This window comes from Aeribacillus sp. FSL M8-0235, assembly GCF_038000355.1.
Taxonomy (GTDB): Bacteria; Bacillota; Bacilli; order Bacillales; family Aeribacillaceae; genus Aeribacillus; species Aeribacillus composti.
Map to the genome: position 1 here is coordinate 3019145 of NZ_JBBOBW010000001.1, position 15507 is coordinate 3034651.

14 protein-coding genes and 2 pseudogenes are annotated in these 15507 nt (G+C 37.7%); 5 read left to right on the top strand and 11 right to left on the bottom strand.

The annotated features are described in order from the left end of the window. Positions 1–13: 13 nt before the first annotated feature. Positions 14–565, top strand: coding sequence for a class I SAM-dependent methyltransferase (locus NSQ71_RS14770; protein WP_340734159.1), 552 nt, complete (start codon positions 14–16; stop codon positions 563–565). Between the two features lie 266 nt (positions 566–831). On the opposite strand, the gene NSQ71_RS14775 is transcribed toward NSQ71_RS14770, so the two are convergent. Beyond that, positions 832–1947 carry an IS4 family transposase gene (locus NSQ71_RS14775; protein ID WP_339196354.1) on the bottom strand — a complete coding sequence of 372 codons (1116 nt, stop codon included), beginning with the start codon at positions 1945–1947 and terminating at the stop codon, positions 832–834. Between the two features lie 419 nt (positions 1948–2366). On the opposite strand from NSQ71_RS14775, the pseudogene ssuE (NSQ71_RS14780) reads away from it, so the two are divergent. Then, positions 2367–2899 (top strand): annotated as a pseudogene (gene ssuE, locus NSQ71_RS14780) (NADPH-dependent FMN reductase). 466 nt (positions 2900–3365) lie between these two features. Here the strand turns inward: ssuE (NSQ71_RS14780) and NSQ71_RS14785 are convergent. The 7 genes and pseudogenes from NSQ71_RS14785 to NSQ71_RS14815 form a co-directional block, all read right to left on the bottom strand. Next, the gene (locus NSQ71_RS14785) at positions 3366–4868 is read right to left on the bottom strand and encodes an MFS transporter (RefSeq protein ID WP_340734160.1); all 1503 of its coding nucleotides are present in this window, start codon (positions 4866–4868) and stop codon (positions 3366–3368) included. 3 nt (positions 4869–4871) lie between these two features. Continuing rightward, entirely contained in the window at positions 4872–5495 is a 624-nt protein-coding gene (locus NSQ71_RS14790; protein WP_327863914.1) for a cysteine hydrolase family protein, read from the bottom strand. Positions 5496–5550: 55 nt separating this feature from the next. Further along, positions 5551–6531, bottom strand: coding sequence for an ABC transporter substrate-binding protein (locus NSQ71_RS14795; protein ID WP_327863916.1), 981 nt, complete (start codon positions 6529–6531; stop codon positions 5551–5553). Positions 6532–6600: 69 nt separating this feature from the next. After that, a complete protein-coding gene (locus NSQ71_RS14800; protein ID WP_445684695.1) occupies positions 6601–7485 on the bottom strand; it encodes an ABC transporter permease in 885 nt (294 codons plus the stop codon). Between the two features lie 12 nt (positions 7486–7497). After that, positions 7498–8274 (bottom strand): ABC transporter ATP-binding protein, encoded by a 777-nt coding sequence (locus NSQ71_RS14805; protein ID WP_340734436.1) that lies wholly within the window; start codon positions 8272–8274, stop codon positions 7498–7500. Between the two features lie 143 nt (positions 8275–8417). Continuing rightward, positions 8418–8828: a Na-translocating system protein MpsC family protein gene (locus tag NSQ71_RS14810; RefSeq protein WP_340734161.1), complete on the bottom strand. Its 411-nt coding sequence runs from the start codon at positions 8826–8828 to the stop codon at positions 8418–8420. Positions 8829–9030: 202 nt separating this feature from the next. Beyond that, positions 9031–9662: pseudogene (locus tag NSQ71_RS14815) on the bottom strand (LysE family translocator). Positions 9663–10171: 509 nt separating this feature from the next. Between NSQ71_RS14815 and NSQ71_RS14820 the strand changes: the two are divergent. The 3 genes from NSQ71_RS14820 to ssuE (NSQ71_RS14830) all read left to right on the top strand — a co-directional run bounded on the left by NSQ71_RS14820 (position 10172) and on the right by ssuE (NSQ71_RS14830) (position 12137). Further along, complete coding sequence (locus tag NSQ71_RS14820; protein ID WP_066250938.1) at positions 10172–10480, top strand: hypothetical protein; 309 nt, start codon at positions 10172–10174, stop codon at positions 10478–10480. A 76-nt stretch (positions 10481–10556) separates the two neighbouring features. Next, entirely contained in the window at positions 10557–11318 is a 762-nt protein-coding gene (locus NSQ71_RS14825) for a class I SAM-dependent methyltransferase (RefSeq protein ID WP_066250941.1), read from the top strand. A gap of 279 nt (positions 11319–11597) precedes the next feature. Beyond that, entirely contained in the window at positions 11598–12137 is a 540-nt protein-coding gene (ssuE, locus tag NSQ71_RS14830) for an NADPH-dependent FMN reductase (protein ID WP_066250945.1), read from the top strand. 163 nt (positions 12138–12300) lie between these two features. Here the strand turns inward: ssuE (NSQ71_RS14830) and NSQ71_RS14835 are convergent, their stop codons facing one another. From NSQ71_RS14835 to NSQ71_RS14845, 3 genes are all read right to left on the bottom strand, one after another. Further along, on the bottom strand, positions 12301–13065 hold the full coding sequence (locus NSQ71_RS14835) for a DeoR/GlpR family DNA-binding transcription regulator (protein WP_066250948.1): 765 nt from the start codon (positions 13063–13065) through the stop codon (positions 12301–12303). 90 nt (positions 13066–13155) lie between these two features. Further along, complete coding sequence (locus tag NSQ71_RS14840; RefSeq protein WP_339197217.1) at positions 13156–14394, bottom strand: MFS transporter; 1239 nt, start codon at positions 14392–14394, stop codon at positions 13156–13158. Between the two features lie 19 nt (positions 14395–14413). Then, the gene (locus tag NSQ71_RS14845) at positions 14414–15502 is read right to left on the bottom strand and encodes an alcohol dehydrogenase catalytic domain-containing protein (RefSeq protein ID WP_339197220.1); all 1089 of its coding nucleotides are present in this window, start codon (positions 15500–15502) and stop codon (positions 14414–14416) included. Positions 15503–15507: the final 5 nt, after the last annotated feature.

Genomic DNA, 15507 nt, shown 5'->3' on the forward strand with positions numbered 1-15507 from the left:
GGGATCCTATCACATGAAAAAAGACAGTTGGAATGCAGCTTTGTATGATGCAAAACATTCATTTGTTTCCAAATTTGGAGAGCATTTGCTTGATCTGTTGGAGCCAAAAAAAGGTGAACGTATTCTTGACCTCGGCTGCGGTACGGGAGATTTAGCCTGGAAGCTTTACGAATTAGGAGTTGACGTCGTCGGAATTGATAAATCAGAAAATATGATTAATCAGGCTAAAGCAAAATACCCCGGTTTAACCTTTGAGGTGAAGGATGTTCTAAATCTTGGATACCGCAACGAGTTTGATGCTGTTTTCTCCAATGCAGTTCTTCACTGGATCAAGCCGCCAAAACAGGCCTTAATCAATATATACCAGGCCTTAAAGGAGAACGGCCGTTTTGTAGCGGAATTCGGCGGCAAAGGCAATGTCAAAACGATTACCGATGCCATCCGAAATGAATTCAATCAGTTGGGGATGAACGAAAAAGCAAACCAATTTCCTTGGTATTTTCCAAGCATTGGCGAATATTCGTCGTTAATGGAGGAAGCCGGGTTTCGGGTTGTGTTCGCCTAGCATTTTGACCGCCCAACACCCTTCCACGGGAAGAATGGCTTAAAAAATTGGATAGAAATGTTCGCTGGCAGTCTGTTCAACGATGTTGCGGACGATACCAAAAGTTTTATCATCACGAATCATTAGCATTGCATAAATATAGTTAGAATTTTCTGTTAATTAGCTTTTGTGAATTTGTGCCAAAAAGACAAAACCTAAAGAAAGGTGGCACTGCCCATTTGGTAAATATATACAGTTAAACCAGAGCGACAACGACAAAAGGGAGATTATGGACTGGCTCGCCCATCAAATTTTCGCAACCAAACATAAGCTGGTTTCCACAGAGCTCTCTTTAACCAACGAGTAATTCGAAGTAGGGATTTCTTACTTTTCATCTCCAATTGAATGAGAACATGTAAGCAATACGTGATCAGGGCTAAGAAAATTTGATTTTGAATAGCTGTTTCACTCATTCCATAAAAGTGCTTAATTTCTACGTGTTGCTTGAGCCATTTGAAAAAGAGTTCAATAGCCCAGCGAGATCGGTAAATATCACTTATCTCTTCTGGTTTTAAATCAAATCGGTTGGTGATGAAACGAAGTAAGTTCCCTTTTGTGTCCATAACTTCTAGTAGACGAAAGACATTTTCAGTACGATTTTGTGTGGTACCAATGTAGACCATTTTATCGGATAGAACGTGACAATCATCAGGAAGTGAAAATGTATAGACTTCACGAATGACTGCGTTTTTCTTCAGTCTTGAAACGAAGAAATAGCCATCATCTGTCATCCGGTCAAAACGTTCATAGTCCACATAACCGCGGTCAAACACATACATGGCTTCTTGATCATCCACTAGGACTTCGAGTTGATTTCGGTCATGTTCTTTTGCTGTCGTAATCACTGCTTTTTCAGGATAGACGGTGTCTTTATCCATGAAAACGAGCCGTAAGTGTAGCTTTACACCAGCTTTTGTTTTCCGGAATTTTGCCCATTTATAATTGGTCAAGTTCAACGGGAGTGTACTTGAATCAATGATTTTCAGTGGCATATTCTTTCCGTTTTTATAATGGTACCGTTGAATTTTCCAAACAAGATCCAAGAACAAATTTGCAAGAATTAGTGGGTGGATCTGATTGTTTTTTCGGGATAGCTGAGAGGCACTTATCGATTCAAATCCGAGTGCTTTTTGAAGATCTTCGTCTACAAGTGCATCACTCATTTCCTCTAAGCTCTTAAATTCGAGCAGCTGGGCTACCAATAAAAGTTTAATATAGGCTTCTGTTGTCAGCTTTTTTGTGTAATAGTCCTGTTTCAATTCTTTGACTTGTTCGCTAAGTTTTTGAATATTTATGGGTGAAACCCATTTACCAAATGATGAAATTAGTGTATTCTTGTCCATAACGCTTATCCTTTACGATTGGATTTGGACAGGAACCACCTGTACTTCCATTGTAAAGGATTTTTTTGTTTCGAAATCAATAAAAAATTGAACATTCTTAGTATTTTGAATCATCAGATTTAATTACTGCAATGCTAGTGATCACGAATATAGAAAATAAATTGAAAAACACCTTATTTCAAAACGGGAAGTGGCTTGCAGATTATAAACGGATTCGGGTGATTGGGATGAAAGAATAGCAAAAAGCAAATCACAAGCTGCATAATACATACATTTTTCATTTTGCTATTTTTATCATCAAAATAACCCATTCGCCACTTCTAGATATTGACAATGGCCAAAAATAATGGTAGCATAAAACAAACTAAACTGATAGGTTTTATTTGTTTTACAACATGGGACAGAAAGGAGAATTTTAGATGAGCAATGTCGTCATTATCAACGGGAGCCCTTCACCAGTCTCAAGACTGCACGGACTTACGGAATATGTAGAACACCAGCTAAAAGAACACGCGATAAATGTTGAACATATTCAAGTTGCCGAATTGCCTGCAGAGGATTTAATTAAAGCGAGATTTGACAGCGAGGCGATTTTAAACGCCAACAAAAAAGTAGCGGAAGCAGATGGAGTGATCATCGCAAGCCCTGTTTACAAGGCTGCGTATACAGGCATTTTAAAAACATATCTCGATTTGCTTCCTCAAAAGGGATTTGCAGAAAAAACGATTTTTCCCCTTTTATCGGCGGAACGATTGCCCATCTTTTATCAATCGACTATGCATTAAAACCGGTTTTATCAACAATGGGAGCGAGACATATCCTCGGAGGCGTCTATGCAATCGATGCTTGGGTGGCTCGAGATCAAGATCAATATACGTTATCAGATGAACTGCTGCAAAGATTGGACGATTCGATTAGCGAATTTGTAAAAGCAATCAAGCCAAAAAGCTGAAGAGGAAGTTTTATCAGATACATGGTTTCTTTAACGCCGCCAAGAAATTATTTGGATATATCCATCCAAAATTTCGCACCCCCATATTAAATGTTATACTGGTTGGGTTTATTTCACTTACCGCCATTTTTTAGTTTGGCGACAGCAACATCTTTTATTAACTTGCGGCTTTCTTCGGTATTCCATCGGAGAAAGGCCGCATGATAGAATTGAATGAACTTCTTGTCCACATGCGGTTTTGCCGCCCGCAATGCGAGAAGGATCATTCAACACCACTTGGCCGTCCCTTCCCCAACTTTCCACAAATTGCTTTTAGCCATAGAAAAATCCCCTCCTAAGAAGACCCGTTAAGAACCATTTCTTTTTAGGCAGTCTACCGGTTGGGATAATACCAATTCTTATCTTCTGCCTTCATATTTAATAGGTTGATATACTCCAAAGAAGGCAGCATGGCTTCAGGGCTAATTCATCTCTTTGCAACATAAGTTAAGTTCGTTTTGACCTTTTTGTTCAAGATAATAAAATAGACTGTGACGCAAGCTGTCAACATTGCTATAAGCAAGAAAAAACTGTGAAAACCTGTCATTACATTACCAGCTTGCTTTGGGTTATCAACATTCATCAATTTTGTCAAGGCTCCTTCAACAAAATAATTCATAAATGTTACCCCTAATGCAGTGCCTAAGGCCATTCCAAAATTTCGAAGCAAAGCAATTGTACTTGTAATTATACCTAAATATTGGAATGGTACGTTATGAATGATTAAATTGTAATTTGGAGAGTTTAAGATTCCCATAGAAAATCCTAGTAAACAAAGAAGGAAAACAACAAATATTACAGGGGTTACAGTTGACAACATACTTAATCCTGCAAATGATGCGATCATGAGTATAAGACCAATAATAATGGCGAAACAATGGCCAAAGCGATCCGAAAAGGCTCCGCTGATCGGACCGATTACTGCCAGTAACAATGGATAGCTCATGATCAGTAATCCTGACAAAGAAGGAGAAACCCCAAGAACTCCTCTTAGATAAAAAGGAAGAAGAACTAAAGTAGAGAAGGTTGCCATATAACTGACAACAATAATCAAACTTCCGGCGCACACCATGGGTTGAGACAATATTTTCACATCAATGAATGGATTATTGTTTTTTTGTAACCGCCATACAAATAAAAGAAAACTTAGCATCGCGGCCAAACCAGCGATCAACAGCTGCTTATTTATTTCTCCCTCTCCGATTTCATTGAGCACAAACATAATGAAAGTAATAAATATACCAAACAACATAGCTCCCAAATAGTCAAAAGATTTGATTTCGTGATTCGTTGCATCTTTAGGGATGAATTTAGAAGCTAAAATAAAAGCTGCAATCACAATTGGAATTTGTATCCAAAACATTACCCGCCAAGAAAACCAATTAATCAACAGCCCGCCGACAGAAGGACCAAGCAAAGCTCCAACACCAACTGCTGTTCCGATAATTCCTAAAGCTTTTCCTCTTTTGCCTTCAGGATAATGTTCTGAAATTATCGCTATATTTGCTGATTGCAGCATTGCAGCTCCAACTCCTTGTAAAATCCGTGCCATCAGCAACAAGGCTAGTGAAAAAGAGAATCCCGATAAAACAATTCCTATCCCAAACACAATGTAACCTGAATTATGTATGATCTTCTTTCCGTATTTGTCTGATAAATTGCCCATAACGGGCAAACATAACATAATTGCTAATAAATATCCGGTGACAATCCACTGAGTTATACTTAAAGGTGCTTGAAAATAAAGCGACAAATCCGGTAAGGCAATGTTAACTAAGCCTGCTGAGAAATGGGATAAAAATGTTCCTGGGCAGACGGATAATAAAATGAAAAAGGGCGCTGCTTTTGTTTTGATTGACAAGTCTTTGCTTAAATGAATATTAGCTTCAGTCTTTCTCATCCTTTCATTCACCTGCTTTTTTCCGATCAAAAATTAGAATGTCTTCTCTAAAGCCAGCCAACTATTAATCACTTGATGGGATTGACAAACCGTTCCAAAATATTGATCAATGTTTTTCAATGTCATTTCGTGCGCTTCTTTCGAATATGCAGCCGTACAGTCAGACAAGAATACTATGTCATAATCGAGCATAAATCCGTCTCTGGCTGTTGATTCTACACAAACATTCGTACTTACACCCGCCATGATCAATGTTTTTATTTTCAACGTTCGCAACACCGAATCAAGACGCGTATTAATAAAGGCGCTGTAACGATGTTTGACAACGATTATATCTTCCGGCAGCGGTTTTACTTTATAGAAATCCGCTCCCCATGTATTCTTCCTGCATACCCTTTCTTGGTTAGTATTTTTTAATCTTTTTGTCCAAGTATCTGAATCAGTGCAAGCTTCATGGATGGTTTGAATAAATATTATCGGCACTTTGCACTCCCTGGCGTGAAAAGTCAATTCTTCTAGTGCATTGATCATTTCATCAACCATGGCAACGTCATATCCCTGTTTTCCCAAGCTTCCGGCTGGATCACAAAAATCATTTTGCACATCGACAATAATTAATGCGGTATGCGCAGGATCAACTTTTTTATATAATTCCATTTTCAACATCCTTTCTATATTGTAGAAAAAATAAGGGAGGCGATGTTTCTCCCTTTTATTTTGCTTGTTCTACAAAACTCATATCGATCCAATCATCATATTGGTATTCTTCCTTGAATACACCAGTTTTTTGGACAACATCCATCATCTTATCAATCGATTCTTTACTAATATAACCATCAACACTCCATAAATGATCAGCGTACGCACGATCTAAAGCCGCTTGCAAACTTTTTTCATCTGTTGTCGGAAACTCTATTTTTAAAATTTTCATTGCTAATTCTTCATTTTCATTTACTGCTTTCAATCCTTTAAGCACAGCATTGACAAAACTTTGTACCGTTTCAGGGTCTTCTTCAATACTAGATTTTTTTACACTGAGGACAGAGTAAGGATAATCTCCCAAACTAGGAAACCCATAAAAAGGTTCATCCCAAACACCTTTTATAATCCCTTCATAGATTTGCGGTTCAGCTCCATTGGCCATATCGGCATTCCCATTCTCCACTAAAGAAACAACGGTAGTTGGATCCGCAGGCTCTTCTAATCTCACATCTTTCTCCGGATCTAGCCCAAGTTCCATTAACAGCCAGCGGGTAAGCAGATTGGGACTTCCTCCATAACGGCCGGCAGCAATGGTTTTTCCTTTCAAAAATTCCGCTAATGCTTCTTTACTGTCATCCTTCAACGTGTAATCAGTGGAAGCCATCAAATAAACATTCGCTCGATTTACAACATTTACAACTGATACAATCGGATCAGGGTTCCCTACATTTGCCATAGCATTTGACTCGGGTCCGCCAATGTTTCCCCAAGCATCTCCCCCAACTACTGAAGTGACATGCCCGCCTCCAGTAGCCGTAATCACTTCAACATCCAATCCTTCCTCTTCAAAATATCCTTCATGGATCGCTGTATATAAAGGCAAGTATCCAATCAAATGGACAGGTTCAGCGATTGTAATCTTCTTTAACTCCCCGCTTTTTTCTTCTGCCTGGCCTTCTGTCTGATTAGTTGCCGAAGAACAACCAGCCATTATTAGGACAACCATTAAGAAAAAACTTGTGAAAAATTTGCTATTTTTCAAAAACCTCAACTCCCTTTCTTATTCTTCAACTGAACGGCCTTTTAATAGCCATTTCTCCAGCCAAACCGTCGCAACATACATGATGATGGCCAATACGGACAAAACAACGACTCCAACCCATACCAAATCGATATCCATGACCTGTCCCGCATATAATATCATTCGGCCTACACCTTGGCGTGAACTGATAAACTCACCTACAATTGCACCTGCCAGCGCCAAGGCAATATTGATTTTTAAGCTACTTACAATCCACGGCATCGCTGAAGGAACAACCACCTTTTTAAATACTTGCATTCTTCTGGCTCCAAGTGAAAACAATAATTTTTCCAAGTCTTTATCGACAGCCTTGACACCGCTGTATGCAGCTATGGCCGTCACGATCACTACCATTAAAAAGGCCAAAATCACCTTTGAAAAAAATCCAATGCCAAACATAATGACAAGCACCGGTGCAAGAGCTAATTTTGGGATCGCATTAAATGCAATCAAGTACGGTTCTGCAATGTTTGAATAAAGAGATGACCACCAAAACGATAATCCTAGAATCGATCCTAAAAAAGTCCCGGCTGCAAACCCGATGATCGTTGCACCGGAAGTATAAATAAGATCCTGTAGCAATGTCCCTTCCGTAAATGAAACATAAGTGGTTTGAACGATCGTAGACGGGCTGCTCCAATAATAAGAATCGATTATTCCAAATTTTGTTAATATCTCCCATAAAGCAACAAAAAGAATCCCAACTAAAACTTGCCCAATGGTAGTTAGACGTTTTAATCTTATTAATTGAATTTGTTCATCCTCCACTACAACCTGCTTGTCCTTATTCAACGTCATATTAGGAGCTTCCATTCTCTCAATAATCGGATGCTGAATAGCAAAATTTTCTGGTTTTCCTTGCATTTTGTTCCCTCCTTATTCTACTCTTTTAAGCGGCTCTTCTTCTTTCAACAATTCTAAAATCTCTTGTTTTAATCGGATATACTCATCTAACAACATAGTCTGCTCCTCTCTGGGCCTTGGCAGATTGACGGTTACTTTTGCTTTCAACCGTCCTGGCCTAGGGGAAAGGACATAAATTTCATCTGATAAATAAATGGCCTCATCAATATCATGGGTGACAAATAATACCGTCTTTTTAAAGTCACTCCATATTTGCAAAAGCCAGGTTTGCATCATCAATCTAGTTTGTGCATCCAAAGCCCCGAACGGCTCATCCAGTAAAATAACATCCTGGTCATAAAGCAAAGTTCTCAAAAGTGCCGCCCGCTGCCTCATTCCTCCTGAAAGCTCTCTCGGATAATGATGTTCAAATCCTTTTAAACCGTAGCGATGCAATAAAGGAATGGCCCTTTCTTCCGACTCTTTTTTTGTAACTCCTTTAATTTCCAGTCCTAAAATGACATTGTCTAAAATGGTCCGCCAGGGCAATAGCAAATCCTTTTGCAGCATGTAGCCGACACACCCTTTTTTTCCGATAATATTTTCTCCGTCCAGCAGCACTTCTCCGCTGGAAGGCCTTAACAGCCCAGCAATGATATTAAACAACGTAGATTTTCCACAACCACTTGGTCCGATTAAGCTGACAAATTTTCCTTTAGGGATTTTCATATTTGTCTCTGACAAAGCGATCGTTTCTACTCCATTCTTTTTAAATATTTTGCTGATATTGATTATTTCCAACTTGTACAACACTTTTCACCTCTTTATACTTTTTAATGAATGTAATTATTGTGAAAATAAAAAGACAACCACCAGCAAAGAAAGAAGGCATAATACATCCCTCAAATCTTGTACTGACGGTTGTCCTGCTCTCATTTCATCAATGAGCTCATTTAACCAGTCAAATATTCTTCGACATTTTTATCTAATAGTATCAAAGTCACGCTCATTTCTTTTGACGCAATATAATCCTTTATAATTAGTTGAATCTCAAATCCGAATCGCTCTCCAAAATTTTTTTGAAGCAGCGCTTTGGATTTTTCAATAAGAATTCGATCGACTGTATTGGATAGAGCACCATCCGATTCATCGATAATTTTGAGTACTGAGATTCTCCGATGTTTAGCCAAAATGAGAATATTATTATCGAAAATATTTACCTTTTGTTCAATAACCCCTACTTTAAAAATCATTTGGTTCACTTGATTATATTCTCTCATAATGGCTTGTTTTAAATCGCCTAACGTAGGCGGCAGTTTTTGAGCGATTATATCCTTCACCTCCAATATGTATTGGGAAAACACCCCATTTGCCTTCTTAAACCTCATTTATTTGTCAATAATGTATCACAAGGTTTTTAATAGAGTCTTAACCTTTGTAAGGTAAGTTAACAAATTTTTATAAACATTTTGTGTTCATCTTCATTTTGTTTTTTCATGGCAGACTAGGTGAATTTATTTTTTTAAGCAAGAGGCAATCCGTCGATTATTAAAACTAGTTTAAAGTTTATTGAGGCGCTCTTGTTTGAAATAATTTTATTCCTAGCCCTATAAAAATAATCCCAGTGAATTTGTTTAATAAGTTTGTGACTTTTGTATTTTCTCTTAGTTTTTTCGTAACGAATGAAGCAAAATAGGCAACGATTAAAACCCAAAGAGTGCCTGTTATAATAAACGAAATTCTAAAATAATAAACGGAACAGAGCCATAAGGATTGTTTGTCATAATAAATTGCGGAAGAAAAGAAATAAAGAATAAAGCTACTTTTGGATTTGTAACATTTGTTATGACTGCCTGCATATAGATCTTTCTAAATTTCACATTCTGCAATACCGGAGGATTTAACTTTTAGCGATGATTTTTGAAACATTATTTTGATGCCAAGATACATCAAGTAAGCAGCAACTATGATTTTAGTCACAGTAAATAACACAATTGATTTTGTCAAAATAATCGATAGACCAAAGGCAGCAAATAAAGTATGGATGAAAGAACCCCTTGATATTCAAAGCACAGAGTAAATGCCTGCTTTTCTGCATTGTGACATAATTCTGCTAATGATATACATTGTATCGGTGCCGGGCGTTACATTCATTAATATTGCCATAAATTAACTCCGTAACCCGTTATTCCAAACATTTGCATACCTTCTTTTCAATTTATCATTAATTAACCACATAATAACATCTTTAGAGTCAGTAACTAAACCCCTGCCTTTTTTTCCAGCGGCAGACAGCAAATGTCTACGGAAGATAAAGGAAGCCATTCGTTCTCCCGTAGAAGTTCAAGAATAAAAAACAGCTAAACGAAGAAAGTCTTGCACCAATCAAATTGAATGATTCCACTTTATTAGTGCCGCCATTCCAACATCGCTATCTAATCTCGTGTTCCCCTAATGCTTTTTCTCCTAACCGGGTGCTCCAAGGTGAAAATTTCATTTTTTTGAAATAGAGCATTACTAGAAACAATTGAAATATTCTAAAATATAAAATGGAGTTAAAAAGCACAGCGTGATGCAGGTTACCTGCTCCGAAATTGCTCTTCAAATTGGTAAACAAGAAACATCTTGTTATATTGTGTAATCTTTCTTAACGAGATACTTAGCAAAAAATTCAAATTATGTAAAAATCAATTTGGAGGGCACATTCATGAAGAAGAATGACTACTTTCATTCGAAAAATTACACCGGGAATCATTTACATGTAGACAACTTTAAAGATGAATTTTCCCCTTTTATCGAAGGAATTGCCTGGGAAAGAACTGATGGCACAATGGATTTATTTTTTGACGATTTAAAAGAGGAAGAATTTCAACAATTATTTGCAAATAAAGAGCATTATTATGATAAATTTAAAGGTGTATTTATAGAAAATGTTCAAACAAATGAGGAAGCGTATGAAAAATTTCGTCAATGGGTGGATGAAGTACTGGAACCGTTTAGAAATGGCCAAAAATAAGCGAATGTTCCATTGAAATGCATTTTGCAAAATTCCCCCATATTTTTACTACAAATGAAAGAAGGGATCCTATCACATGAAAAAAGACAGTTGGAATGCAGCTTTGTATGATGCAAAACATTCATTTGTTTCCAAATTTGGAGAGCATTTGCTTGATCTGTTGGAGCCAAAAAAAGGTGAACGTATTCTTGACCTCGGCTGCGGTACGGGAGATTTAGCCTGGAAGCTTTACGAATTAGGAGTTGACGTCGTCGGAATTGATAAATCAGAAAATATGATTAATCAGGCTAAAGCAAAATACCCCGGTTTAACCTTTGAGGTGAAGGATGTTCTAAATCTTGGATACCGCAACGAGTTTGATGCCGTTTTCTCCAATGCAGTTCTTCACTGGATCAAGCCGCCAAAACAGGCGTTAATCAATATATACCAGGCCTTAAAGGAGAACGGCCGTTTTGTAGCGGAATTCGGCGGTAAAGACAATGTCAAAACGATTACCGATGCCATCCGAAATGAATTCAATAAATTGGGCATGGAGGAATTAGCAGACCAATTTCCTTGGTATTTCCCGAGCATTGGTGAATATTCATCGTTGATGGAAGAAGTGGGGTTCCGTGTCGTGTTCGCCCAGCATTTTGACCGTCCAACGCCATTACATGGGGAGAATGGGGTAAAAAATTGGATAGAGATGTTCGCTGGCAGCCTGTTTAACAGTTTGACAAACGAAACAAAAAATCTTATCTTCACAAACGTGGAAAACAACTTAAAAAATGTCATATATAAAAATGGCATCTGGTTTGCCGATTATAAGCGAATTCGTGTCATCGGGATTAAAGAATAGCACGTAAAGAGGCGTCTCATATCTTCGCGAATTGTTGAATCTAAAAGAATGTGAACAATATGTAGCTTTCTCAAAAAAATTTTGGAAAAAGCTAAATCTCCAAGAGCTTAAAGTTGCTTCTTATTTTCTCTTGATTTATGCTCAAATTAAAGGCTATTAGAATAACAACTAAGAGCCTCCATATATTGACAGAATATAAAAATGATGATAGCATAAAGCGAACTATTTCAATAAGATTTATATGTTTTTTTAGAATCGTAGAAAGGAGCATAGTAGTAAATGAGCAAAGTTGTAATTATCAATGGAAGTCCGTTTCCATCATCAAGATTAAATGGATTAATCCAATATGCTGAACAGCAATTGCAGCAAAAAGGAATTGAGATTGATTACATTCAAGTAGCACAGCTGCCTGCGGAAGATTTAATCAAAGCAAAATTCGACAGCGAGGCGATTCTGAACGCCAACCAAAAAGTAGAACAAGCTGACGGAATTATCATCGCAAGCCCAGTGTATAAAGCAGCTTATACAGGCGTATTGAAAACATACCTTGACCTACTTCCGCAAAAAGGGCTTTTGGGTAAAACAATACTTCCGTTGTTTATTGGTGGCACATTGGCTCACCTTCTATCTATAGATTATGCGCTAAAACCAGTGTTATCCACAATGGGAGGCAGATATATTCTAGGAGGCGTTTATGCCGTTGATGCCTGGGTAACCAGAGAAGAAAATGAACAATACAGCTTGTCAGAAGAGCTAGTGCAAAGATTGGACGCAGCAGTAGAGGAATTTGCGAATGCTTTAAATGGACAACAAGCATGATCAGCTCCTAATCAAAACTCAGAGGTTTTTTTGTTCGTTCTTGATTTCGCAAAATTGCCGCTAGTAAATTAAAAGCAGACTGCCCGTACGGTGCAATCTGCTTTTTTCATTATTATTGTTAATGAAAAATGAAAGCATTTTGGGTAAAATATTGAATTTTCCTTTATACAAGATGAAGATTAACGCCACTATTTTCCCATTTTTTGATTTCAATCTCACTTAATTCAGAGCCTATAATTACCGCATCAATTTGATTTGGACTGGCAACAGTATGCAAAGCAATCCTTCCTACTTTCGTATGATCCGTTACAACATAGACGCTCTTCGCAGCTTTTATCATAGAACGCTTCGTTGCAGCAATCTGTTCATCAAAATGAGTAAGGCCAAATTTGTGATGAAGGGCTGGCGTTCCGATGAATGCTTTGTCCACATGGAGATTGCCTAACACTTCATCAGCAATGAGTCCATTTAACATATAGCTTTCCGGATATAGCGTACCACCTGTTACAATAACTTTAATCCCATTTGAAAAACGCAACTTTGCCGCAACATTTATATCGTTTGTAATCACTGTTATGTTTTTTCTATCTAATATCGCTTCAGCAATATGAACGGTCGTTGTTCCTGAGTCTAGTATAATATTTTCGCCATCTTGTATAAACTGTGCAGCACGCATGCCAATTCTTCGTTTTTCCTCGAACTGAACGGTTTCCCGATCCTGAAAAGACGGCTCCGATTTTACTTTATCTTCCTCAATGACAACGCCGCCATGGGTCCTTCTCAATTTTCCCTCTGATTCTAATAGCGACAAATCTCTTCGAATCGTTGCCTCATGGACATGAAAATATACAGCCAATTCAGCCACAGTAGCAAATTTCTTTTCCTTTACGTATTCTACTATTTTTTTTTGCCTTTCAAGAGCTAACATAGTCGAACTTCCTAACAATTTAAATTTTCCTATTCTTATATTATTCTCTTTTCATTAGGAATTCAATCGACTATGTTTTTTCAGCTCTTGTTATTTCGTTTCTTCAGGCAATGTAATAAATTTGGTTAATAGAGCGCTTACAAAATAAAGTATTGCCAGCACCCAAATAACTCCTGCATTTCCTATTGAACCAATTAACAGGCCAACGATAGCAGGACCAACAAAAACAGGCAAGCCAGCGCCTAAATTTAGAACAGACATTGCAGCTCCTTTGTCCTCTTTCACCAACGAAGGTACTAAAGCAGACAACGGAACATATCCCGCTAACAATCCGCCCCATAAAATGGCTACTAAGCCAACAATCCAAATATTACCATTAAACCACTCTGGAAAATAATATATAGCTAAAGTAGTAACTCCGCAGCCAATACCGCCAAAATACATGATGGTATTGCGCCAGCCAATTTTATCCCCTATATATCCAAAAAATAGATTAAATAAAATATTGCTTGTAAAAATTGTCCCCCAAATAGCCAACCATGTAGATGTTGGAATTCCGTGTCCAGCAAGATAAGTAGGCAAAAAAACAGGAAATGCAAACTGCGCAGTAGTATTAATGACACGAACAATGCCGCCTAATAATACTTTCGGCTCTTCCTTGACAATTGTGACACCTTTTATTAGCTCATATAATTTTTCTTTTGCAGAACTTCCTTGTTTTGGTTCTAATTTGTCTTTATTAATTATTAATGCGATTATCGCCCCTAATACGACCCAAAAGATTGATGACCACAACGTAGTATAGTGCCCAAATAATTTGATTGCAACTACGGAATAATAAGCCCCTAAAACATTTAAACCTCCTGTAAATACAAACCAAAACCAGCCGACTGCTGTTCCGAGACGCTCCTGATCGGCACGGTAAGCAATCCATACTAGGAAAGAGTATGCAAACAGCGGGTATCCCAAGCCCCTTAATGCATAAAACGGAACCATCCACCAAATATTAAAATTCGGCAGCCCAAAACTTAAAAATCCAATTGTTCCCAGTATATAAAATAACACCCCTAGCCACATCGTTCTTTTTGTACCAAGCGCTTCAACTAATACTCCGGACAGCCACGAAGAAACAGCGACTGTCACCCCATAAGCCGAAAACAATAGGCTAGTTTGCTGAACTGTAAATCCTTGATCAATTAACCAAGGACTTAGCCAGCCAATTTCCAGTCCATCTCCCATCATGAAAATTAAAATCCCTAAATAACCCCATGCAATCGAAGAAGGTATACCTAATTTTTCAGTCCATTTCACTCCAGTTACTTGTGTCATTATTTTACACCCCTTTTTTTTAGTTCCATGAAAAAGATAAATATGTTTTTTTCCACCCTTTATGTTCAGCAGCTTCATCCATTGCCTTTTTTAAATCTTCTGCGTTTCGGATTGCTATGCTTTTTTCCGGTATCAACTTAGAGAGAGTTTTCTGATAATCTTCATTTAGAAATGCTTGCATCAAAGTTTTAAAATCTTCACTTGAACTTCTGGAACTTCCGTAAAGCTGCAACCCTTTTTCTAATACATCTCTTGTATTAATTGGTACACGCTGCTCTGTCACCCCCATTAAAATCAATTTGCCTTCAGGCTCCAATAAATCAATCGCTTGGTTGATAGCGCTTTCGCTAAACTTGCCACCTGTGCATTCAATTGCAACTGTCACCCCTTTAGCTTCTAAAAAAGGAAAATCGTTAACTAAGTGTACAGTGGCAAAATCAAACTGATTCAGTTTTTCTTCCACTGCTCCAAACACTAATAGCTGGCTTTTAGGAATATGAAAATAATGATATAGCATTGCGGCTGTTAAATATCCTACTGGTCCATCGCCGAACACAGCAATTTTCCCTTTATGAAAATCTTCTTCTTTCAAATGATTCAGTGCATGCAGTGAAACTGAGCATAACTCTGCTAATACAGCAATCTCATCTTTCAGCTTTTCTGGAATTGGTACAACATTTTCGCTTGGCAATACTAAAAACTCCTGACCAATGCCGTCATATCCGCTTCCTAAAAACACTCCAGTTTTACAATAGTTATCTGCGACATTTCTCCTGCAGGATTCACAACAATCTTCTTTTTTCTTTTGCTCTAGTCTGTAACCAGGGATGCTTGGCACAATTGCAACCTTTTGTCCAACTTGTATAAACTCATCTTTTGAAATGACTACTTCTCCAATCCCTTCATGAAATAATGCCATCGGAAGCTTTTGGTTAAGAGCTTCTTTTCTTCTTTTGCCGGTATAGTATCTTAAGTCTGCATGACAAATACTGGCTAAAATAGGCTGGACGACAACTTCACCTTCCTTTACTTTATGTTCAATAACTGTTTCTTTAAATTTTCCAGGCTCTATTAACCTATAAGCCTTTGAATAAATCACATCTGTCATCCTTA

What these genes read in the sequence shown, in the direction of transcription:
- NSQ71_RS14825 (WP_066250941.1), top strand. Translation starts at nt 10,557, where the DNA reads ATGAAAAAAGACAGTTGGAATGCAGCTTTGTATGATGCAAAACATTCA.
- NSQ71_RS14840 (WP_339197217.1), bottom strand. Translation starts at nt 14,394, where the DNA reads ATGACACAAGTAACTGGAGTGAAATGGACTGAAAAATTAGGTATACCT.
- NSQ71_RS14845 (WP_339197220.1), bottom strand. Translation starts at nt 15,502, where the DNA reads ATGACAGATGTGATTTATTCAAAGGCTTATAGGTTAATAGAGCCTGGA.
- NSQ71_RS14790 (WP_327863914.1), bottom strand. Translation starts at nt 5,495, where the DNA reads ATGGAATTATATAAAAAAGTTGATCCTGCGCATACCGCATTAATTATT.
- NSQ71_RS14770 (WP_340734159.1), top strand. Translation starts at nt 14, where the DNA reads ATGAAAAAAGACAGTTGGAATGCAGCTTTGTATGATGCAAAACATTCA.
- NSQ71_RS14800 (WP_445684695.1), bottom strand. Translation starts at nt 7,485, where the DNA reads ATGCAAGGAAAACCAGAAAATTTTGCTATTCAGCATCCGATTATTGAG.
- NSQ71_RS14795 (WP_327863916.1), bottom strand. Translation starts at nt 6,531, where the DNA reads ATGGCTGGTTGTTCTTCGGCAACTAATCAGACAGAAGGCCAGGCAGAA.
- NSQ71_RS14835 (WP_066250948.1), bottom strand. Translation starts at nt 13,065, where the DNA reads ATGTTAGCTCTTGAAAGGCAAAAAAAAATAGTAGAATACGTAAAGGAA.
- ssuE (WP_066250945.1), top strand. Translation starts at nt 11,598, where the DNA reads ATGAGCAAAGTTGTAATTATCAATGGAAGTCCGTTTCCATCATCAAGA.
- NSQ71_RS14820 (WP_066250938.1), top strand. Translation starts at nt 10,172, where the DNA reads ATGAAGAAGAATGACTACTTTCATTCGAAAAATTACACCGGGAATCAT.
- NSQ71_RS14775 (WP_339196354.1), bottom strand. Translation starts at nt 1,947, where the DNA reads ATGGACAAGAATACACTAATTTCATCATTTGGTAAATGGGTTTCACCC.